19 protein-coding genes are annotated in these 19,601 nt (G+C 56.8%); 8 read left to right on the forward strand and 11 right to left on the reverse strand.

Features of this window, described 5'->3' with window-relative positions; all coding sequences use genetic code 11:
• Nucleotides 1–59 precede the first annotated feature (59 nt).
• From FDP08_RS02625 to cydC, 4 genes are read left to right on the forward strand one after another with little or no spacing between them, the layout of a single operon-like run.
• Entirely contained in the window at nucleotides 60–1,490 is a 1,431-nt protein-coding gene (locus FDP08_RS02625) for a cytochrome ubiquinol oxidase subunit I (RefSeq protein WP_137434480.1), read from the forward strand.
• Between the two features lie 2 nt (nucleotides 1,491–1,492).
• Nucleotides 1,493–2,494: a cytochrome d ubiquinol oxidase subunit II gene (gene cydB / locus FDP08_RS02630; protein WP_137434481.1), complete on the forward strand. Its 1,002-nt coding sequence runs from the start codon at nucleotides 1,493–1,495 to the stop codon at nucleotides 2,492–2,494.
• A complete protein-coding gene (cydD, locus tag FDP08_RS02635) occupies nucleotides 2,495–4,165 on the forward strand; it encodes a thiol reductant ABC exporter subunit CydD (protein WP_137434482.1) in 1,671 nt (556 codons plus the stop codon).
• Nucleotides 4,158–5,774, forward strand: a complete 1,617-nt coding sequence (gene cydC, locus FDP08_RS02640; RefSeq protein ID WP_137434483.1) for a thiol reductant ABC exporter subunit CydC — start codon at nucleotides 4,158–4,160, stop codon at nucleotides 5,772–5,774. Before cydD ends, cydC begins: the two co-directional genes overlap by 8 nt.
• A gap of 7 nt (nucleotides 5,775–5,781) precedes the next feature.
• Here cydC and FDP08_RS02645 read toward each other — a convergent pair whose 3' ends face one another.
• Together FDP08_RS02645 and FDP08_RS02650 are read right to left on the reverse strand one after the other, a co-directional pair.
• Nucleotides 5,782–7,023, reverse strand: a complete 1,242-nt coding sequence (locus FDP08_RS02645; RefSeq protein ID WP_137434484.1) for a saccharopine dehydrogenase family protein — start codon at nucleotides 7,021–7,023, stop codon at nucleotides 5,782–5,784.
• Nucleotides 7,024–7,050: 27 nt separating this feature from the next.
• A complete protein-coding gene (locus FDP08_RS02650) occupies nucleotides 7,051–7,476 on the reverse strand; it encodes a hypothetical protein (RefSeq protein WP_137434485.1) in 426 nt (141 codons plus the stop codon).
• A 126-nt stretch (nucleotides 7,477–7,602) separates the two neighbouring features.
• Between FDP08_RS02650 and FDP08_RS02655 the strand changes: the two genes are divergently transcribed.
• Nucleotides 7,603–7,932: a hypothetical protein gene (locus FDP08_RS02655; protein WP_137434486.1), complete on the forward strand. Its 330-nt coding sequence runs from the start codon at nucleotides 7,603–7,605 to the stop codon at nucleotides 7,930–7,932.
• 18 nt (nucleotides 7,933–7,950) lie between these two features.
• The gene (locus FDP08_RS02660) at nucleotides 7,951–8,412 is read left to right on the forward strand and encodes a hypothetical protein (RefSeq protein WP_137434487.1); all 462 of its coding nucleotides are present in this window, start codon (nucleotides 7,951–7,953) and stop codon (nucleotides 8,410–8,412) included.
• Nucleotides 8,413–8,468: 56 nt separating this feature from the next.
• Here the strand turns inward: FDP08_RS02660 and FDP08_RS02665 are convergent, their stop codons facing one another.
• Together FDP08_RS02665 and FDP08_RS02670 are read right to left on the reverse strand one after the other, a co-directional pair.
• The gene (locus tag FDP08_RS02665) at nucleotides 8,469–9,410 is read right to left on the reverse strand and encodes an electron transfer flavoprotein subunit alpha/FixB family protein (protein WP_137434488.1); all 942 of its coding nucleotides are present in this window, start codon (nucleotides 9,408–9,410) and stop codon (nucleotides 8,469–8,471) included.
• The gene (locus FDP08_RS02670; protein WP_137434489.1) at nucleotides 9,411–10,160 is read right to left on the reverse strand and encodes an electron transfer flavoprotein subunit beta/FixA family protein; all 750 of its coding nucleotides are present in this window, start codon (nucleotides 10,158–10,160) and stop codon (nucleotides 9,411–9,413) included.
• Nucleotides 10,161–10,576: 416 nt separating this feature from the next.
• Between FDP08_RS02670 and FDP08_RS02675 the strand changes: the two genes are divergently transcribed.
• Nucleotides 10,577–12,229 carry an electron transfer flavoprotein-ubiquinone oxidoreductase gene (locus FDP08_RS02675; protein WP_137434490.1) on the forward strand — a complete coding sequence of 551 codons (1,653 nt, stop codon included), beginning with the start codon at nucleotides 10,577–10,579 and terminating at the stop codon, nucleotides 12,227–12,229.
• A 98-nt stretch (nucleotides 12,230–12,327) separates the two neighbouring features.
• On the opposite strand, the gene FDP08_RS02680 is transcribed toward FDP08_RS02675, so the two are convergent.
• The 6 genes from FDP08_RS02680 to FDP08_RS02705 form a co-directional block, all read right to left on the reverse strand.
• Nucleotides 12,328–12,789, reverse strand: a complete 462-nt coding sequence (locus tag FDP08_RS02680; protein ID WP_137434491.1) for an FKBP-type peptidyl-prolyl cis-trans isomerase — start codon at nucleotides 12,787–12,789, stop codon at nucleotides 12,328–12,330.
• A 203-nt stretch (nucleotides 12,790–12,992) separates the two neighbouring features.
• Nucleotides 12,993–13,562, reverse strand: coding sequence for a DUF1285 domain-containing protein (locus FDP08_RS02685; protein WP_137434492.1), 570 nt, complete (start codon nucleotides 13,560–13,562; stop codon nucleotides 12,993–12,995).
• Nucleotides 13,563–13,587: 25 nt separating this feature from the next.
• Nucleotides 13,588–14,037 carry a SixA phosphatase family protein gene (locus FDP08_RS02690; protein WP_137434493.1) on the reverse strand — a complete coding sequence of 150 codons (450 nt, stop codon included), beginning with the start codon at nucleotides 14,035–14,037 and terminating at the stop codon, nucleotides 13,588–13,590.
• A gap of 37 nt (nucleotides 14,038–14,074) precedes the next feature.
• Nucleotides 14,075–15,142, reverse strand: a complete 1,068-nt coding sequence (locus tag FDP08_RS02695; protein ID WP_137434494.1) for an NAD(P)H-dependent glycerol-3-phosphate dehydrogenase — start codon at nucleotides 15,140–15,142, stop codon at nucleotides 14,075–14,077.
• A 79-nt stretch (nucleotides 15,143–15,221) separates the two neighbouring features.
• Entirely contained in the window at nucleotides 15,222–15,713 is a 492-nt protein-coding gene (locus FDP08_RS02700; RefSeq protein ID WP_137434495.1) for an STAS domain-containing protein, read from the reverse strand.
• Between the two features lie 14 nt (nucleotides 15,714–15,727).
• Complete coding sequence (locus tag FDP08_RS02705; protein ID WP_137434496.1) at nucleotides 15,728–16,942, reverse strand: PP2C family protein-serine/threonine phosphatase; 1,215 nt, start codon at nucleotides 16,940–16,942, stop codon at nucleotides 15,728–15,730.
• A gap of 114 nt (nucleotides 16,943–17,056) precedes the next feature.
• Between FDP08_RS02705 and FDP08_RS02710 the strand changes: the two genes are divergently transcribed.
• Nucleotides 17,057–18,523, forward strand: a complete 1,467-nt coding sequence (locus tag FDP08_RS02710) for an HD domain-containing protein (protein WP_137434497.1) — start codon at nucleotides 17,057–17,059, stop codon at nucleotides 18,521–18,523.
• Between the two features lie 18 nt (nucleotides 18,524–18,541).
• On the opposite strand, the gene FDP08_RS02715 is transcribed toward FDP08_RS02710, so the two are convergent.
• Nucleotides 18,542–19,558, reverse strand: coding sequence for an NAD(P)/FAD-dependent oxidoreductase (locus tag FDP08_RS02715; RefSeq protein ID WP_137434498.1), 1,017 nt, complete (start codon nucleotides 19,556–19,558; stop codon nucleotides 18,542–18,544).
• Nucleotides 19,559–19,601: the final 43 nt, after the last annotated feature.

Genomic DNA, 19,601 nt, shown 5'->3' on the forward strand with positions numbered 1-19,601 from the left:
CGGCTGAACGGGTTCGCTGGGCCCGTTCGTTATGATGTAAACGTTACCGGAGGGTTCCCATGGAACTAGATCCTCTTATCCTATCGCGAATCCAGTTCGCGTTTGTGGTGTCATTTCACGCCATTTTCCCAGTGTTTACCATCGGGCTTGCGTCTTACATTGCTGTCCTTGAGGGCCTGGCCTTCAAGACAAAAAATCCTTCCTGGGTGAAGCTCTCTGCCTTCTGGACCAGGGTATTTGCGGTGGTCTTCGGCATGGGCGTGGTGTCGGGCATTGTGATGTCTTTCCAGTTCGGCACCAACTGGAGCAATTTTGCCCAGGCCACTGCCAATTTCCTGGGACCTATGCTGAGTTATGAGGTGGTAACGGCCTTCTTCCTGGAAGCGGCGTTCCTTGGTGTGTTGCTGTTCGGCCGTGACAAGGTACCCCCCGGCGTTCATCTGTTCGCGGCAGTCATGGTAGCAACGGGCACCTTTATTTCTTCGTTCTGGATTCTCTCCGCCAACAGCTGGATGCATACTCCGGCCGGCACCGAATTCCGGGATGGTGTGTTCTTTGTGACTTCCTGGAGCGAGGCGATTTTCAACCCCTCCTTCCCTTACCGCTTTACCCACATGGTGCTGGCGTCCTTCCTGACCGGAGGCTTTGTGGTGGCAGGCGTGAGTGCGTGGTACCTGCTTAAAGGCCGCGAAGTTGAAGCAAACCGCAAAGCGCTGTCCATGTGCCTTTGGCTGCTGTTGGTTATTGCTCCGACCCAGGCAGTTGTAGGCGACTTTCATGGCCTCAACACCATGGAGCACCAGCCCATGAAGGTGGCGGCCATGGAAGGTAACTGGGAAACCTCCCGCAATGTGCCGCTGCTGCTGTTTGCCATTCCGGATCAGGCAAACCAGACCAACCGGTTCGAGATTGGAATCCCCGGTATGGCCAGCTTCATTCTTACCCACGAATGGGATGGGGAAGTGCCCGGGTTGAATGAAGTGGCGGCAGAGGAGCAGCCGCCGGTGGCTATTGTGTTCTGGGCGTTCCGGGTGATGGTTGGCCTGGGCCTGTTGATGATTGTGTTTGCCTTTGCCGGCCTGGTACTTCGCGCTGGTGGACGTTACTGGCAAACACCATGGTTCCTGCAGGGTTTGAGGCTCATGAGCCTGACACCCTTTGTCGCGGTGCTGGCGGGCTGGTTTGTGACGGAGATTGGCCGTGCGCCCTGGCTGGTTCAGGGGCTGATGAACCACAGTGAGGCTGTTACTCCCTCACTGACGGGCGGTATGGCGCTGTTTTCACTGATTGGGTACTTCGTGGTCTATGCTCTGGTGTTCAGTGCCGGTGTCTATTATCTGATGCGGGTGTTGTATGTGGGAATGGAAGACAGCGATATCGATAAGGAGTACGAGTCCGACCGGCCAAAGCGCCCCTTCTCTGCCGCTCATGTGCCGTTCGAGATCGATGATAATGACACGCACAAGCCACTGAACCAGGGAGGTCACTGATTATGGGCATGCTTGATCTGGTTCTGATCTGGGCATTTATTATCGGGTTCGGCATCATCATGTATGTGGTGATGGATGGCTTTGATCTTGGCATGGGCATTCTCTTTCCTTTCGCACCGACGGAAGAGGACAGGGACACCATGATGAACAGCGTAGCGCCGGTCTGGGATGGTAACGAAACATGGTTGGTGCTGGGCGGTGCCGGGCTTTTGGCTGCATTTCCCCTGGTTTACACCACTATTTTGCCGGCACTGTACATCGGTGTGTTCCTTTTGTTGGCCGGCCTGATCTTCCGGGGCATCGCGTTCGAGTTCCGCTTCAAGGCCAGTACCTCCCGCTATCTCTGGAACTGGGCCTTTGCGGGTGGCTCAACCCTGGCGGCGTTTGCCCAGGGTGCGGTGGTTGGTGCCTATATTCAGGGGTTTGAAGTCACCGACGGGGTTTACACCGGTGGTGCGCTGGACTGGCTGAGCCCGTTCACTGTTTTGACCGGTTTCGGCCTGCTCGCCGGTTATGCCCTTCTGGGCTCCACCTGGCTGATCATGAAAACCGAAGGTCGGCTTCAGGAATGGGCCTACAGGATCACCGTCCCGTTGTTGCTCGGCGTGTTGGGCGTGTTCGTCATCATCAGTATCTGGACACCGTTCGTGGACGAGATGGTCAAAGACCGCTGGTTCTCCAATATCACCATTATCTGGATACTGCCGGCACTGACTCTGATCTGCGCCTTCCAGATTTTCCGGTCAGTGCGTAACCGCTTTGAGGGTATGCCCTTTGTGGCAACTTTGGGGCTGTTCATATTCACCTACCTGGGGTTGATTGTCAGTCGCTGGCCTTACGTGGTGCCGCCGGACATTACCCTTTGGGATGCGGCTTCCGCCTACGATTCCCAGCTGTTCCTGTTGATTGGTCTGGTGTTTGTCATTCCGGTTGTGCTTGTCTACACCGCTTGGACCTACTGGGTGTTCCGCGGCAAGGTTCGTGCCGGCGAGGGTTACCACTAAGTGGCAGAACAGGCCACGGCCCGAAGCTGGCTTGGCGGGCTTGCTGCCCATGGCCGCCCGCTGATACTGGCGACGGTATCAGCGGGCGTGGTAGTAGGGCTTGCTACCATTGCGCAGATGGCTTTCCTCGCAGGAATAGTCCACCAGGGCATCGTTGCGGAGGTGCCCGTTGAAGAGCTCTCCCTGCTATTCACTGGCGCTGTGGCCGCAATCCTGATCAGAGGCATTGCCCAGGGATTTCAGGCCCGGTTTGCGGCCCGATGCAGCCGTAAGGTGCGCAGTGAGGTGCGCCACCAGATCAATCGCAGCTGGCAAAAAGCCGGACCTGTTGCCATCGGCCAGATTTCTGCGGGCACCCTGGCCCGTGAGTGGCTCGACCATACCGATGCCCTGCATGGCTACTTCGCCCGGTTCCTGCCCCAGATGATTCTGGCTGTGATCGTGCCGTTACTGGTTCTGGTGGTGGTGTTCTCGCTGGACTGGCTCGCGGGGATATTCCTGCTGCTGTCCGCTCCCCTCATTCCCTTGTTCATGGCGCTGGTGGGCATGGGTGCCGAGAAGCTCAACCAGCAGCATTTCCAGACCATCGGCCGGCTGTCAGGTCAGTTCCTGGACAAGGTTCGGGGGCTGACAACCTTGCAATTGTTCGGTCAGACGGAGCCGGCAGCAGAAACCTTGCGCAAACGCTCCGACGATTATCGCCGCGTCACCATGAAAACCCTGAGAATTGCCTTTCTGTCCTCAGCGGTACTTGAGTTCTTTTCTTCGGTTGCCATCGCCGTCGTGGCCATTTATATCGGCTTTGGCCTGTTGGGCTATATCACCTACGGGCCAGCGGAAGACCTCACGCTGTTCTCGGGGTTGCTGGTTTTGTTACTGGCACCGGAATTCTTCCAGCCGTTGCGCCTGTTATCCCAGCACTATCACGACCGTGCAGCGGCCATGGGCGCGGGTGCGGAGATTGTAGAAAGGCTTTATGGGATTGATGAACCCCGGGCCCCGGCGCAAAGCACCCATCATCCACAATCGCCAGATGCGATTACCGCGCGGGACCTGACTCTCGCCTACGATACCGGGCGTCCGGTACTGGATCAGGTGTCGCTGGAGATCCAAAAAGGCGATGTGATCGCCCTCACCGGTCCTTCCGGGGGCGGCAAGTCTTCTTTGCTCTATCTGTTGGCGGGCTATATGCAACCGGACCAGGGCAACATAACCGTCTTCGGGGCCGCACCCGGGGAGCAGTCTTTCGGATGGCTCGGGCAGTCTCCGTTTCTGGTGCACGGTACCTGGGCGGACAACCTTCGGCTGACAACTCCGGACGCCACCGACATTGCCATAGAGACCGCATTACGCCAGGTCGGCCTCGGGGGCCTGCTCAACAGTCGGGAACGGGGCATCTACAGCCGAATCACCGAGGATGGCCAGGGCCTCTCCGGTGGCCAGGCTCGCAGGCTGAGCCTGGCGCGCGTATTTGTTGCCAATTATGACCTGATTCTGCTCGACGAGCCCACAGCAGGCCTGGACAGCGACAGTGAGATCTACATTCTTGAAGCGCTCCACAAACTGGCACTGGCGGGTAAAACGCTGATCTTTGCTACCCACCATCAGGCCCTGCTCACCCTGGCGAACCGCACCTTGCTGGTAACCGGGGGAGGTGTGCACGATGCGTGAACTGTGGCCCTGGCTGACCCTGATCTTCCGGCGTCCGGGCCGACTGGTGACAGGCGGCTTGCTGATATTGGTTACCCTGCTGTCAGGTATGGGGCTGCTGGCGTTGTCAGGGTGGTTTATTACCGCCACCGCCCTCACTGGCCTGTTGCTGGCTGCCGGAATACAGTCGTCGCTCAACCTGTATGTTCCCGGTGGCGGCATACGCTTCTTTGCAGTGGCTCGCACGGTTGCCCGTTATGCCGAGCGGGTTTACAACCACGATACGGTGCTGCGCCTGTTGACGGATATCCGGGTGGCCCTGTTTGAGCGGCTTTGTCTCTCCGCACGACACCGCAGGAACACCTTACAGGGTCCTCAGTGGCTGTCACGGCTGACCAATGACGTCGATGCCCTGGATACTCTGTACCTTCGACTGATAGCGCCTGCGGCCCTTGCGGCGCTGGTAACCGTCATACTGGTAGTCGTTGCCGGTGTGTTCTATAGCCGGGATATCGCCATAGCCCTGGTGATCACACTGTTGCCGGCGTTTCTGGTGGCGACGGTTGTGGTTTACCTGCGCACCCGCCATCTGGTTTACCGGCAAACAGACGCTCGCGAACGAGTGCGGACTGACGTGATCGAGCACATCGAAGGCTTTGCCGAACTGACGGCGGCAGGCCGCACCGGCAAACACGCCGCCCTTTGCCTGCGCCAGGCTGACCAGATTGCCCGCAGTGACTCTCGGGCTGATACTCGCACCGGCTGGAACCTGGGGCTGGCGCAGGTAATGGTGAACCTGGCTGTTGTTCTGGCTCTGTGGATGGGGCTTGATCTGTTCCAGCAAGACACTGTTACCGGGCCGCTGGTGGTGTTGCTGCCAATCGCCCTTCTGGGGCTGCTGGAGATCTATTCTGTACTTCCGGATGCGTTTGCCAGGCTGGGCGGAACGCTTGCCTCTGCGGCCAGGCTGAACCGTGACTGTTCGGCAGAATCGTCCAACGCAACCGAGCCCGGGCAATTACCGGTAGACGATCGCCATGCGCTGGAACTGGAACAGGTGACCATCCGGTTTGGAGATCACTCTCCGGTACTCAGCCGTTTCGATCTCTCGGTACTGGCCGGTGAATGCGTCAACATTATTGGCAGTTCCGGTGCCGGAAAATCATCGCTGGCCGAGGTCATGGCCGGCCTCGAGAAACCTGCCTCGGGCCGCGCTCGCCGCCGGCCACCAGCGTATCTCACGCAACAGACTGTGCTGTTCGAGGACACACTGAAAGCGAATCTGCTGATTGGCAGGCCGGATGCCTCTGATGCGGAACTCTGGCGTATTCTGAACCTGGTGGAAATGGCAGATCGCTTCACTCACGAACCGGCACAACTCAACACCTGGCTGGGATCGATGGGCAGCCAGCTTTCAGGGGGGGAAGCCCGGCGAATTGTTCTGGCACGGGTGCTTCTGAACGAGGCACCACTGGTGATTCTGGACGAGCCGTTTACTGGCGTAGATGCGCCCACGAGGGACAGGATTGCAGCCGGGATGCAGCAGTGGTTGTCAGGGAAAACGGTTATTGCGCTGGGGCACGCGCCGGAGGCCTTACCCGCCTCCGACCGCACCATACGGCTCAGCTGATGCCGGCTCAGCTGGTTTCCAGTACCTCGAACGTCAGGCCTGCTTTGGTTGTCAGGCGCTCGAAGAGTTTGCCATCCAGCAGTGATGACGGGGTCCAGAATCCACCCTGTTTGTCGACCTCAACATCAAAGGCAAGGCTCATTCCGGCTTCACCCAGCATCTTGCTGGTGGAGCCATAACCCGGATCCCGGTCGCCGGTCACCTTGGTTTTGATGGTCTTGCCGTCGGCGGTTTTACCCACGAAACGCAAGTCGTAAAAGCCGTTTTTCTGGGCCTCAGGGCTTGGCCCCTCGCCTGGCTTGGGCACAAACTTTTCCACCACCCAGCGAGAGGGCTTGAACGCCGAAGCAGTCAAGAACCCTCCCAGGGCCCCGGTGATGCCATAGGCTGCAAGACGGCCCTTCAAGCCACGCCCTGTCATCATTGCCTCGTCGTAGGTGAACTCTTTTCCGTAACGCGCATTCTGAAGGGCATTGGAACGATGAACAATCCGGGTGTTGATAGCCCCCATCACGAATGGCGCCAGCCAGACACCAAAATCCTTGTCAAACTCAGCTCCTTTAAGGCTGGGCTGACGGGTTTTGGAACGATGTTCCGGCGGGCAAATGGAGAAGGGGTTAGCCAGCTCCTTACGCAACTTGGGGTCTGCAGCGGCCTCTTTGGCCACATTCATCAAGCTGGCCACTGTGCCACCGGAGAATTCGCCCTTGGCGACCTTCACCCGCATGCGAACGTCTTGGCAGGGCGTTCCGAAGGTTGCTTCCGCCTGTTCCTGCAGAAACCAGACACCCATATCCGAGGGAATGGAGTCGAAGCCGCAGCAATGAACAATGCGGGCGCCAGAGGCTTTTGCTGTTTCTTCGTAGGCTTCGAGCATCTTGCGAATCCACTGAACCTCACCGGTCAGATCGCAATAATCCGTTCCGGTTTCAGCGCAGATTTTCACCAGCGGCTCCCCATAAAGGGCGTATGGACCTACCGTCGAGATGACAACGCGGGTCTGATCACACATGGCTTTAAGCGCGCTTTCATCACTGGCGTCCGCTACGATCATTGGCAGGTCCGCTGCACCCTTGCCAAGGCTCTGCTTTAGCGTACTGAGCTTACTCTCTGAACGGCCACCGATAGCCCAGCGGACATCCTTGCCAATGCCATAGGTTTCAAACAGGTAGCCAGTAAGAATTTGCCCCACGAAACTGGTGGCCCCGAATACCACGATGTCGTAAGTGGTGTCAGTCTTTGTGCTCATTGGTTGTCCTTAATCCGTCAATATCCGTTATGAATTGGCAGCGCCGGACCGGGCTGCCTTCGCGCCCATCAGCACGAGGAACAGCGCAACGCCGAGACCCCAGAAGCCGTTGAGCATCAAACCTCCAACCCAGGTCTGGGCCGAGACGGCGAGCCCCTTGAGGGGGAAGACAACCAGCATCGCGACGGCGGTTGGTCCGATGGCGCCTACTATTACATTACCCAACCAGAACTTAAAGCCATTCAGGCGCCCGAGAAGCGCCCAGAGTACCAGGCCCCAAAGCCCGCCGAAAAATGCGAGCGAGAACACAGCAGGTACACCCAGGGGCGGCACCGGGTTCATATTGAACGGTGCTGCTGGCACTATGCCTGCGAAGTAGAACAGGGCAAAAAGGCCCTGGTGGAAAATCAGTGTTGCGAGAAAACCACTGACGAACGCTTTTAACCAGATCATGTCATTATCCTTACGGTTGTTGCCCTGGAAATTACGACAAAAACGTCGCACCGGCCAATCGATTTAACTGGTCGATACGGCACACTCTGTCAAAATTGATTTACCCGAACCCCGGAGGTTACCCCATTGAACACCCTGCTTCTGGTACTGAGCCTCATACTCGCCATTGTCAGCGGCTGGCTGTTCTGGCGAGTGCACCGCCAGCAAAAAGTTATCGCGGAGGCACTGGCTGAGAGCTATGGCCCTGATAATACACGGGAACCGGAAATGTTACTTACGCTCCGGGTGCGGGATCCGATTGCCCTGGCGAAACGCGAATCCAAATCGGCCCGCATGCTGGCCGATCGGCTTCCTGTTATGGTGAAACGACTGGTTTACCAGGAAGTGATGAAGGAACTGGAGATGGAATTGGCAGAACGGGAAATCGACGTGGAAATGAAGCTGGAATACCGATAATAGCTGATAGGAGCCGCTATGGACGCAACCACCCTGCTAAGCCTGCTTGCTACTGCCGTCACTGCCGGGCTCGTCATTTTTGCCATGAGGCAGCACGCCCGTAACACTCGTGACCTCAGAATCCTCAGGGCAAAGCAGATTTCGGCTCACAACCACTTGCAGAAAAGCCGCATGGACCTGATGGAAACCCGCAATCGCGCCCGGCTTCTGGAAGAAACCGTCAAGAACGGCACCAGTGCCGTGGAGAAAGTACACAGGACGATAACCACCACCACCTTCAGCCTCATCGACCGCTTCTCAACCAGTGAGGAACTACGGGAAAACGCTCGGCGGGCACGGAGGAGCCACGACCAGACCAGTGACAGGATCTATCGCACGGTTCATACCACCAACAAGGCTCTGCATATCCTGGCAGATTCGCTGTTTATCGGTAAAAAAGAAAAGAAACTGACAACGCGTAGAAGCCCGAAAGGCGAATAAACCGAGGCAAACAAAAAAGGCACCCGTAGGTGCCTTTTTTACGAAGAATCCGAAAGTTACATAACTTTCTTCAGTTCTTCCTCAAGCTGTGGAACCGCTTCGAACAGGTCTGCAACCAGGCCATAATCGGCTACCTGGAAGATCGGCGCTTCCTCGTCCTTGTTGATCGCAACGATCACCTTGGAGTCAGACATGCCCGCCAGGTGCTGGATGGCACCGGAAATACCAACGGCGATGTACAGCTGGGGTGCAACGATCTTGCCGGTCTGACCGACCTGCATGTCGTTGGGCACAAAGCCGGCGTCTACCGCAGCACGTGAAGCGCCAACAGCAGCACCCATCAGATCGGCAATCTGCTCCAGCATCTTGAAGTTCTCGCCGTTCTGCATGCCACGACCACCGGAAACCACGATACCGGCGCTTGCCAGATCCGGACGGTCGGACTTGGCCAGCTCTTCGTTGACGAACTGGGACAGGCCTGCGTCTTTGACAACATCCAGGGTTTCAACTGTGGCAGAACCACCTTCACCGGCAACCGGATCAAAGGCCGTCGGGCGAACCGTGATCACCTTGATGCTGTCAGTGGATTTGACGGTCGCAATGGCGTTACCGGCGTAGATCGGGCGAACGAAGGTGTCTTCTGACTCCACACGCATGATGTCGGACACCTGGGCAACGTCCAGCAGCGCTGCGACGCGCGGCATGAAATCCTTGCCAACGGTACCAGCGGCGGCCAGGATATGACTGTAACCTTTGCCTACCTCGGCAACCAGCTCACCCAGGTTCTCACCCAGGAAGTGGCCATACACGGCGTTGTCGGCAACCAGTACCTTGCTAACGCCTTCGGCTTTCGCCGCTGCTTCGCCTACCGCTCCGCAGTTCTCGCCGGCAACCAGTACGTCGATGTCGCCACCGATGGCTTTGGCAGCAGCCAGAACGTTCAGGGTTGCCTGCTTCAGCTCGCTGTTGTCATGTTCAGCAATTACAAGGATGCTCATTTAGATCACCTTCGCTTCGTTCTTCAGTTTGTCGACCAGCTCAGCTACATCAGCAACCTTCACGCCTGCCTGGCGAGAGGCCGGGGCCTCTACCTTCAGGGTAGAAAGACGCGGAGCAAGCTCAACACCCAGGTCAGCCGGGCTCATGTTGTCCAGCGGCTTCTTCTTGGCCTTCATGATGTTTGGCAGAGAAGCGTAACGCGGCTCGTTCAGGCGAAGGTCCGTGGTAACAACCGCAGGCAGGTTCAGGGCAACGGTCATCAGGCCGCCGTCGACTTCACGGGTTACGTTAACCTTGTCGCCTTCAACAACTACTTCAGAGGCAAACGTACCCTGCCCCATACCAGTTAGCGCGGCCAGCATCTGGCCAGTCTGGTTGTTGTCGGAATCGATGGACTGTTTGCCGAGAATGACCAGCTTGGGCTCTTCCTTCTCAACAACGCTCTTGAGCAGCTTGGCCGCTTCGAGAGACTGAACCTCTTCGTCTGTTTCGATGTGGATACCACGGTCAGCACCCAGAGCCAGAGCGGTACGGATTTGCTCCTGGCAGGCCTTCGGGCCGATGGATACCACCACGATTTCGCTGGCAACACCCTTCTCTTTCAGGCGAACCGCTTCTTCAACAGCGATTTCGCAGAATGGGTTCATTGCCATTTTGACGTTGGCGAGATCAACGCCGGTGTTGTCCGGCTTGACGCGCACCTTCACGTTGTAGTCGATAACTCGTTTTACGGCGACCAGAACCTTCATAGATTCCTCGTTCTTCATACGATGAGTTTACATTTGAGAACAGCACATGCTTGCGGGGCCTGCTGTCTGTAAGGGCGTCATAATACTGCAGGCAAAGGGCATCGGGGTCAATAGCCCCACTGGACGTTAAACAGCCGCGCTCGCGGCCAATGCACACCAGTTGACTCCACCTGAGCGTGAGACGATACTAAAAAATGACTCAAAAAACACATTTTAGCCCAGCGCCATTTAACAATGCCAAAGGTAAACCCAAATTTCAAACAAACGTTTGTTTGATTATTCAATTGCGGTATCCTTTCAGTTAACAGAACAGGGGCTTTCGCTTTGAGGGAGTCGTCTACACAACGTTTTACCGGTATGATGACGCCCCTGAGAAATTGCCTGTTGGCATTACCAATAAAGATGAGGAGACCAACGTGGAACGCGAATCGATGGAATTTGATGTTCTTATCGTCGGCGGTGGCCCAGCTGGCCTCTCGGCAGCCTGTCGCGTCATGCAGATGGCCCAGGAAGCCGAACAGGAACTGACCGTCTGTGTCGTTGAGAAAGGTTCCGAGATCGGGGCTCATATTCTGGCAGGCACGGTGTTTGAACCCACTGCCCTCAACGAACTGTTCCCTGACTGGAAAGAGAAAGGCGCACCGCTGAACACGCCGGTCACGCGAGATGACATTTTCCTGCTCAAGAACCAGGAAAACGCCAGCAAGATCCCCAATGCCTTTGTGCCCAAGAACATGCACAACCACGGCAACTACATCATCAGCCTGGGTAACCTGTGCCGCTGGCTTGCCGAACAGGCTGAAGGCCTGGGTGTCGAGGTCTATCCTGGTTTTGCCGCCTCTGAGACTATCGTTGAAGATGGTCAGGTCAAGGGCATCATCACTGGCGATATGGGCGTAGCCCGTGACGGCTCCGAGAAAGACGGCTACATGCCGGGTATGGAACTGCGCGCCAAGTACACCCTCTTTACCGAAGGTTGCCGCGGTCACCTGGGCAAGCGCCTGATCAATGACTTCAAGCTGGACGAAGGCAAGGACCCGCAACACTACGGCATCGGCATCAAGGAACTGTGGGACATCGACCCGGCCAAGCACGAGCCCGGCCTGGTTATCCACACCACCGGCTGGCCACTGAATGAATCCGGCTCCACCGGCGGTTCCTTCCTCTATCACCTGGAGAATGGCCAGGTCTACGTGGGCCTGATAACCGATCTGTCGTACAGCAACCCGCACCTGAGCCCGTTCGATGAGTTCCAGCGACTGAAACTGCATCCGGAAATCAAGAAACACCTGGAAGGTGGCAAGCGGGTCGCTTACGGTGCCCGCGCCATCACCAAGGGCGGCTTCAATTCCCTGCCGAAGATGAGCTTCCCGGGCGGCCTGCTGCTGGGCTGCGACGCCGGCACACTGAACAGCTCCAAGATCAAGGGCTCTCACACTGCCATGAAGTCCGGCATCCTGGGTGCAGAAGCTGTGTTCGAGGCACTGAAGGATGGCAAGAGCGGTGAGGAAATCACCAGCTTTGAGGAGCGCTTCAAGGACAGCTGGCTGTATAAAGAGTTGTACGACGAGCGCAACTTTAGCCCGGGTATGCACAAGTTCGGTAATTTCGTGGGTGGCGCCATCGCCTATTTCGAGCAGAACATCCTGCGTCGCAGCCTGCCGATTACGTTCCACGACACCACGCCGGACTACGCAACCCTGAAGCCGGCTGACCAGGCGAAGAAGGTCAACTATCCCCGGCCGGATAACAAGCTGACCTTCGACAAGCTGTCCTCGGTGTTCATTTCCAACACCAACCACGAGGAAGATCAGCCGATTCACCTGAAGCTGTCGGACCCTGAGATCCCGATCAAGGAGAATCTGCCGAAGTACAACGAACCCGCGCAGCGTTATTGCCCGGCAGGTGTGTATGAGGTGGTTGATGCAGAGGATGGCAGTGGCAAGAAATTCCAGATCAACGCCCAGAACTGCGTGCACTGCAAGACCTGCGACATCAAGGACCCGGCCCAGAATATTACCTGGGTGACACCGGAAGGTGGCGGTGGTCCGAATTACCCGAATATGTGATTCGGAGTGTTGGAAAAACGGCCCTTTTCGGGCCGTTTTTTTGTTCAGCCATAAAAAAACGGCCCGCAAGGGGCCGCTTTCAGACAACCGGAAAAGCCTTAGTGAGCGTGACCGTGCTCTTGCTCTTCGTCGGTTGCTTCGCGCGCTTCAACCACTTCCACGTCAAAGTGCAGGGTCTGACCTGCCAACGGGTGGTTTGCGTCGATAGTGACAGTTTCGTCGCCTACTTCCACAACACGAACTACCTGGGGGCCGCCCGGAGTCTGTGCCTGGAACTGCATGCCCGGCTCGATGGTGTCCACACCTTCAAACGCAGAACGCGGAACCGGCTGAACCAGTTCTTCGTTGACTTCGCCGTAGCCTTCTCCGGGCTCGACAGATACTTTCACCTGATCGCCAGCGTTCTTTTCATTCAGCGCATTTTCCAATCCGCCGATAATGTTCTGAGCACCTTCCACATAGGACAGAGGCTCGCGACCTTCTACACGGGAGGAATCCAGTTCTTCTCCCTGGTCGTTGGTGAGCGTGTAGTGGATGGTGACAACACGAGGTTGGGCCATGTGATCTCCTTGCGTGTCGCAATGACTGTTTGATTTAAATTTGGGTAATCGAAAGTAATCTTGAACAGCCAGACTGCACAGAGGGACTTACGACCACCGGGCCTCGTTAGAGAGCCAGGCTCGGTAACAAGTTCGAAAGCACAGTTTAACAAGTGTCGTACTGCGTTTTCTACCGTCAGTTATTTGGGACGGTGCCCCATAATTCAACCGTTGGCGGCAATTTTATAGAAATTTCCGCTACTCCAGACACCTATGGCGGTTTCGCCATCAATGGCTTCTTCGGTCACCAGGTCCGCCATGTCGTAATAAGCGGTGGTGACAAGCCGCGCTTCAATGCCATGGCGCAGTTTAACCACTGGCCGCGGCTCGTCGGTACCTTCGTAGGTTCCGACGTGAAGCGGATGCGCCTCTCCAATCTCTATGGTTTCGCCGGTATTGGTGGTCACAGATAGCACCTGCTCCCTGCCCTGGCCGCTGGCATGAAGAGAGTGCGCAAGAAGCGGAGCGTCTTCGACGGTAATCCGCCACTTTTCCACCGGCGTGACCAGGTAATAGTGCCCATCGTCTTCGCGCCGCAGAATGGTGGAAAATAACCGTACGATCGCCTCACGGCCAATGGGCTTGCCCTGGTAGAGCCACTGGCCGTCACGAGCGATGACAATATCAATAGCTCCGGACAGCTCCGGATTCCACTTGTCGAGAGGCGGCAGTCCCTTACTCGAGGCTTGCGCATTCTCGACCTGTTCGGCAATTGTTTCGGGCTTCTGGGTCATAAGGACGATTCCTCAGTAAATCCGGTCATGGCAGAAACTGGGCCCTGAGGTCCGCGCACCCTGGCCCGGCCACAGGCATCTCGAGTACGACAGCCTGGGCGGTCATGAACGGTATACCTTTGCGGTGACCATCCACCAACAGCGTTGAGAGGCTGCCGACAAAGGGCATATGAGAGACAATCATCAGCTGCGCCGGTGCCGCTTCAATAAGTTCATCCAGACAGCGCCCCGGGTCATCGTCCGGAGTAATATAGTCTTTTTCGGTCACCGCGCAATTGAGGATCTCCGAGGCGATTGCTGCCGTCTGGCGGGCTCGCACGAGCGGGCTGCACCAGATAAATTCTGGCCGCCAGGGTGACTCCGCGATCTGCGCTGCAACATCCGCCACGCCGTGCCGGCCGAATTCCGTCAGCTCCCGCTCCCTGTCGAGGGTGTGCCAACCGGCTTCACCATGACGCATGATAATCAAGTGCACTGCTTACCTCCGGATATGCCGAAGCGCTGTTGACTGACTATTGACTGAGCGTGCGTGGCAGAATGAATTCCACGTCGGAGTTCTGGACCGACATCATCAGACTGTTGATGACCGCACTGATGGATGCGCCATCATAGAGTATTTCATACAGGCCTCGTACCAGAGGCATATAGATACCGATGGCTTCGGACTTTTCCTTGACCAGTTTGAGGGTGTAAATGCCCTCGGCCACCTGGCCCAGCTCGGCCACGGCATCGTCGAGTGCCTTGCCCTTACCCACGGCATAGCCCACACGATAGTTACGGCTCTTCGGAGAGGTGCAGGTTACGATCAGGTCCCCGACGCCGGCCAGCCCCATAAAGGTCATCGGGTTTGCCCCGAGACTGACGGCAAAGCGGCTCATCTCCGCCAGCCCGCGGGTAATGAGCATGGCCTTGGCGTTTTCACCCAGATCCCGCGCCGAGGCGAGACCGGCCACGATGGCGTAGATATTCTTCAACGCCCCGGCCAGTTCCACGCCGTAGACATCAACGTTGGCGTACACCCTCAGATATTCACAGCCCAGCAGTTCCTGAACGGTGCGGCGAACCTCGGGATCCTTGGCAGCAATAACGGTGGCGGTGAGATCCTGGCTGACAATCTCTCCGGCCAGGTTCGGGCCACTGAGAACACCGATCCGACAACGCGGGATCTCTTCGTGCAGAATCTCACTCATCAGTTTGAAACCGTGTTCCTCAATACCCTTGGTCAGGCTGACGACAATCTGGTCGTCATGGAACTCGGCACTGTTATCCCGGATGACGGCCCGGAACGCCTTGCTGGGAATGGCGACGAATACAATTTCTGCCTTGCCTATTGCCTCCGGAAGACTGGTGGTCGGCTGGATATCGCCAGTCAGTTTGACGTCAGGCATGTAACGGCTATTGATACCGGTATCGCGGATCTCATCGGCCTGGTCTGCATCACGCATCCAGAAGTGCACCGTATGGCCGTTTTCTCCAAGAACCTTGGCCATGGCGGTACCGAAACTTCCGCCGCCAAGGACTGCCACATCGTGACCTGTTGGAGCGGACTCCGGTGGCCGTGGGGCTTTATTATCAGGCATAGTTGTTCCGTTGTTGCTTGCTTATCGTTGGCCCGGTTACGGCCGGCAGGAATGGACAACACTGTAACGATCGCCGGCTTTAACCAGGCTCTTCGCATTCCAGGGCACGCACCAGGTTCTTGAATTCTTCCCGGTTGCGGCTGTTCAGGCCCATCAGCACCCGGTGCGCGTCCAGAACCTTGTCCCGGACGTCCTGCTCGCTGGCACGCAATACGGGTATTTCTTCCAGCTCCTCAATTCGGGAAGCGGGCTCTCGGACAATAATAAATATCTTGTCGAAACCCATGGAAGTAATGATTCGGGTTATATCCGGGTTAGTGGAAATCATCGTTGGCAGGAAATTACTGCGTTTCTGGGCCGCCATGGCGATCTTGGCCAGCAGCCCAAGGGTGGTGCTGTCGATAATCTCGGTTTCCGTGAGATCGACAACCACCGTTTTGAACTCGGGGTCCTGGGTGATGGACTCAACCAGATGGTCCAGCGTCGAACATAGGTTCAGCCGGATTTCACCAATAAACTTCAGGACATAAATGCCCTGTTTTACAGCTTGCAGGATCTTGTAACCAGCCATTGAATCCACTGCCACTATTTCGACGTTGGGCTATCTCTATCCAGCTCCGGAACCATGTCCGTTACCGATACGATAGCAATATCGTCAGGTAACTCTGTGATCTCGTCGAGATTCAGAGCTTCGCTAAGCGAAGCAATAGTGTGACTACCTCCCGAGACGAGTTCAAGTAATGTCTTTTCCTTTTCATCAAGGCTTTTGGCCTTGATCACTTCCAGTATACCGTCTGAAAACAGAATCAGGTGAAACGGCTGTTCCAGCGGCACCTCGTAGACTTCCCACTCCGGGGCCTCAAACAGCCCTACCGGCAGGCCGCTACCCTCGAGAAACTCGGTGCGGCCGCCTTCCACCGACAGGATGGGCATGGGAAAATGTGCCCCCACCGAATACCGCAGGCGCCGGTCGGTGGTGGAAATAATTCCCACAAACACAGTCACGTGCTTGCCCAGCCCGGTATCCAGCAATTCTGAATTGATTCGCTCAAGGAACCGCTCAGGGTAGAGTATGTCGTCGCTGGAACCGCGCCGCAGGTTGCGCTGAAGCCGGTTTGTCAGGTTCTTCAGTAGCACGGTTACGAACGCTGAGCTGGCACCATGGCCGGACACGTCAGCAATGTAAACCAGCACCTTGTCTTCGGATATACGAAAATAGTCGAGAAAGTCGCCACTGAGAAACAATGACGGCTTGATCAGATGTTCGATAGAAAGGCCCGACAAGACTTGCTCGTTGTCGGGCAACATACGCAGCTGAACCTTGCGCCCTGCCCGCTGGTCGGCCCGCAACTCGGCAATACCGTCCCGCAGGTCGCGGTTGGCTTCTTCCAGTTCCTGCCGATAAAGTTGGTTGAGTCGGTTTACCCGCACCCGATCAAACAGTTTACCGAGTACGTCGTCCAGGGCACCACGATCATCCGAACAGGGTTTAAGCACGATATCCGCTGCGCCTGCCCGCAGGGCGTTGACTATCTCGGGCGCATCTTCGGTGGAGTAACAGGCAACAATCGGCGTAAAGGTTTCAGCATCCTCCAGCCGGTTAGCCAGCTCCCCAATGGCCTCCGGTGACATATCGGCAAAAATAATGTCCGGAATATTGTCATTGAACAGGGCGCGAGCCGAGTTCAGATCGGCATAGCCGGTTACATAGAAACCTCTGGCCTCAAGGTACCGACCCAGTTCCGAACGGGCATGCTCATCCGAATCAATTATAAGAATGCGCTCAGTGCGCGCTGTCATGGTTATTGCCCTAAACTACCATTGGTAAACGGGAAATCGGCTTTCTGATATCTATTCTGGCATGCCCCTGTGATATAACAAGACATGTTTGATGTTTTTGGGAGGTTGTAATCTATGAGAAGTGCCGTAAATGATCTGCTCGGGGCCTATGACAAGCTGATCATGGACCCGGTTCATGGCGGCATTCCGCTATACCGGCATGAAATAAAGGTTATCGACCACCCCCTGTTTCAGCGTCTGCGCAATATCTGTCAGAACGACATACTGAGCCTGGTTTTCCCTGGCGCAACACACTCCCGCTTCCTGCACAGCATCGGTGTCATGCACGTGGGCACCCGTATGTTCCGCTCCATGATCGATGCCTATCTGCGGGAACGGCAGCTGAGCGACCAGACAGACCTCAGTCTGAGCCAGCTGGACGCCATCGACTACCTGGCCAAAACCATCCGCCTGGGCTGCCTGTTGCACGATAGTGGCCATTCAAGCTTTTCCCATCAGTTCACCCAGGCCCGGCGGATTCATGACCTGATGTCGCGCCCGGACCGTTTTGATGACCTCTGGGAAGGTGTTGATTACTCGCTATACCACTCTGAACGGCCGGTGGAGCTTGAACACGAACATTACTCCGTGCGCGTCGCTCATGATGTGCTCAGCTCCATCGATCTCGACTCAGCGGGGCTGGACGCCAGAGACGTGATCGGAATCATGGAAACCACGGATGTCAGCCCCAGTGACGCCTTCTGCAGGCACGCGCGTACCTTCTGGAACTTTATTGCCGGCGAGGATGCCGAATCCGGTGTGCTCAGCGAGGCGGATACGCCGCGACTGGTGATGGACTTGCTGTCGTCCATCGTGTCGGGCGAGATCGACGCAGACCGGGCGGATTACATGCTCCGGGACGGTTTCCACTCTTCGGTGACCATTGGCGGTTTCAATCTGGATCACCTGCTCAGCAACCTGCGCTTTGGCTGGGATGTGCGCGAACCCTGGCTCGGCCTTGCCATCACCCAGAAAGGCCTGGGCGCCCTGGAAGACTTTGTCTACAGCCGCCACCAGATGTACCGAAAGGTTTACGCCCACAAAACCGCGCTTGGCTTCGACTGGCTGCTGCGGGAAGCCATTAACGAGGTGCTGGAAGACCCGGAGATTTTTGACTGGGTGGACACCTGCCTAAGTAACATGCGGTATTTTGCGGAGCTGACTGACAGTTTCTTCTGGGAGGCGTTTCGTAAGGTGGCGCGGAAGAAGCCTTCGAGCTATTCACGATGCATTGTGGATCGCATTAAGCTGAACCACCTTGATACCCGCGAAGACCTATCGCCCCAGGGTATCAGCGATCACAGCAACTGGCTGTCTCGCGAACTGAACCTGCATCAGGAACAGGTGGTGACCTGTTCCATGCGCGCCCGGTTCTCCAATATCCAGGACAATTTCAATGGTATCAAAGTGCTGGTAAGGGACCCGATCAATCGAACCCGCTCCCTGAAAAAGATTACCGATGTCAGCGCGTTCTTCAGCAAGTTCAGTGACGGCACCATCAGCCACTTTTATGTGCGGCCAGATGTACTCGACGATCGCTGAGCACCGGCACCAGCCCACTCAGAGGGAAAGTATTTCCTCTGCCAGCCCCTGGGCGCTCTCGAACGCCCCTTCCACACGGCCACCACTGAGCCAGTCGCCGGCCAGGCCAATGCAGTGATCATCGAACCACCGAAAACCGGGCTGGTCCGGAGATGACGATTTTGCATAGAGCCAGCGATGGGACACCACCTCATCAGGTTGAAGGTTGCAGCCGGTAACCCGCTGAAATGCCGCAACCATGTCTTCAGCCACCTCTTCCGGGGCCGAATCCTGATGAAAGCGGGACCATTCCGGGTTGGCGTGCAGAACCCACCACTGGCCCTTATCTTCCCGGCCCGGCTTGCTGGAATTATTGGCGACCCAGCAAAGCACCTCATCCTGGCAGCGCATCCCCTCGTAGGGCTGCTCCAGCGGCTCCGGAAAATGCACTGCAGTTGCCCAGCACGGCTGAATGTGGCGGACCGGTTCATCCAGACCGCCAGCAAGCGCCTGCAAGCCGCTGTTACTGAACAGCTCCTGTGCCTGCGCCGGCGGCGCAGTTACGATAACCCCGTCAAAGGGGCCGTGAGACTCACCGTCAGTGTCCCGGAGAGTCCATTCCCGGCCACTACGATCCAGGCGTTCAACACGAGTTTCGGCTCGCACATCCACTGTTGAGGCCAGGCCCCGCGTAATAGCGGTCATTCGGGGAATCCCGACGTATCGGGTCTCATCCGGAAAGGACTCCCATCCGCCATCAGGATTCTGATAGCCGAACCGCCCCGGCCAGGTCCCGAATCGGTCCTCACCGGCGTAGTGGGCCAGAAACCCCGTGAACGCCGGGTTTCGCGCTGTAAAGTACTGGGCACCGATATCGGCAGAACCTCCGGGAACACGCTTTGAGGCCATCCGCCCGCCCGGGCCGCGGCTTTTTTCAAAGACCATGACGTCAACATTTTTTTCCCTGAGCAAAAGTGCGGCAGTCAGGCCGGCCAGCCCTGAACCAACTATGGCTATCCGGCGTATAACAGGCATCTGATCGGTTTGGTTAAACATCGTTTATCGTGCATCCAGATCCGGTTGAAGAAACGTAACAGAG

Origin of the sequence: Marinobacter panjinensis, assembly GCF_005298175.1 — a bacterium.
Lineage (GTDB): Bacteria > Pseudomonadota > Gammaproteobacteria > Pseudomonadales > Oleiphilaceae > Marinobacter > Marinobacter panjinensis.

Bases quoted from the DNA above. Each gene is read 5' to 3' on its own strand.
- FDP08_RS02625 (WP_137434480.1), top strand. From the start codon at position 60: ATGGAACTAGATCCTCTTATCCTATCGCGAATCCAGTTCGCGTTTGTG.
- cydB (WP_137434481.1), top strand. From the start codon at position 1,493: ATGGGCATGCTTGATCTGGTTCTGATCTGGGCATTTATTATCGGGTTC.
- cydC (WP_137434483.1), top strand. From the start codon at position 4,158: ATGCGTGAACTGTGGCCCTGGCTGACCCTGATCTTCCGGCGTCCGGGC.
- FDP08_RS02645 (WP_137434484.1), bottom strand. From the start codon at position 7,023: ATGAGCACAAAGACTGACACCACTTACGACATCGTGGTATTCGGGGCC.
- FDP08_RS02650 (WP_137434485.1), bottom strand. From the start codon at position 7,476: ATGATCTGGTTAAAAGCGTTCGTCAGTGGTTTTCTCGCAACACTGATT.
- FDP08_RS02660 (WP_137434487.1), top strand. From the start codon at position 7,951: ATGGACGCAACCACCCTGCTAAGCCTGCTTGCTACTGCCGTCACTGCC.
- FDP08_RS02665 (WP_137434488.1), bottom strand. From the start codon at position 9,410: ATGAGCATCCTTGTAATTGCTGAACATGACAACAGCGAGCTGAAGCAG.
- FDP08_RS02670 (WP_137434489.1), bottom strand. From the start codon at position 10,160: ATGAAGGTTCTGGTCGCCGTAAAACGAGTTATCGACTACAACGTGAAG.
- FDP08_RS02680 (WP_137434491.1), bottom strand. From the start codon at position 12,789: ATGGCCCAACCTCGTGTTGTCACCATCCACTACACGCTCACCAACGAC.
- FDP08_RS02685 (WP_137434492.1), bottom strand. From the start codon at position 13,562: ATGACCCAGAAGCCCGAAACAATTGCCGAACAGGTCGAGAATGCGCAA.
- FDP08_RS02695 (WP_137434494.1), bottom strand. From the start codon at position 15,142: ATGCCTGATAATAAAGCCCCACGGCCACCGGAGTCCGCTCCAACAGGT.
- FDP08_RS02700 (WP_137434495.1), bottom strand. From the start codon at position 15,713: ATGGCTGGTTACAAGATCCTGCAAGCTGTAAAACAGGGCATTTATGTC.
- FDP08_RS02705 (WP_137434496.1), bottom strand. From the start codon at position 16,942: ATGACAGCGCGCACTGAGCGCATTCTTATAATTGATTCGGATGAGCAT.
- FDP08_RS02710 (WP_137434497.1), top strand. From the start codon at position 17,057: ATGAGAAGTGCCGTAAATGATCTGCTCGGGGCCTATGACAAGCTGATC.
- FDP08_RS02715 (WP_137434498.1), bottom strand. From the start codon at position 19,558: ATGTTTAACCAAACCGATCAGATGCCTGTTATACGCCGGATAGCCATA.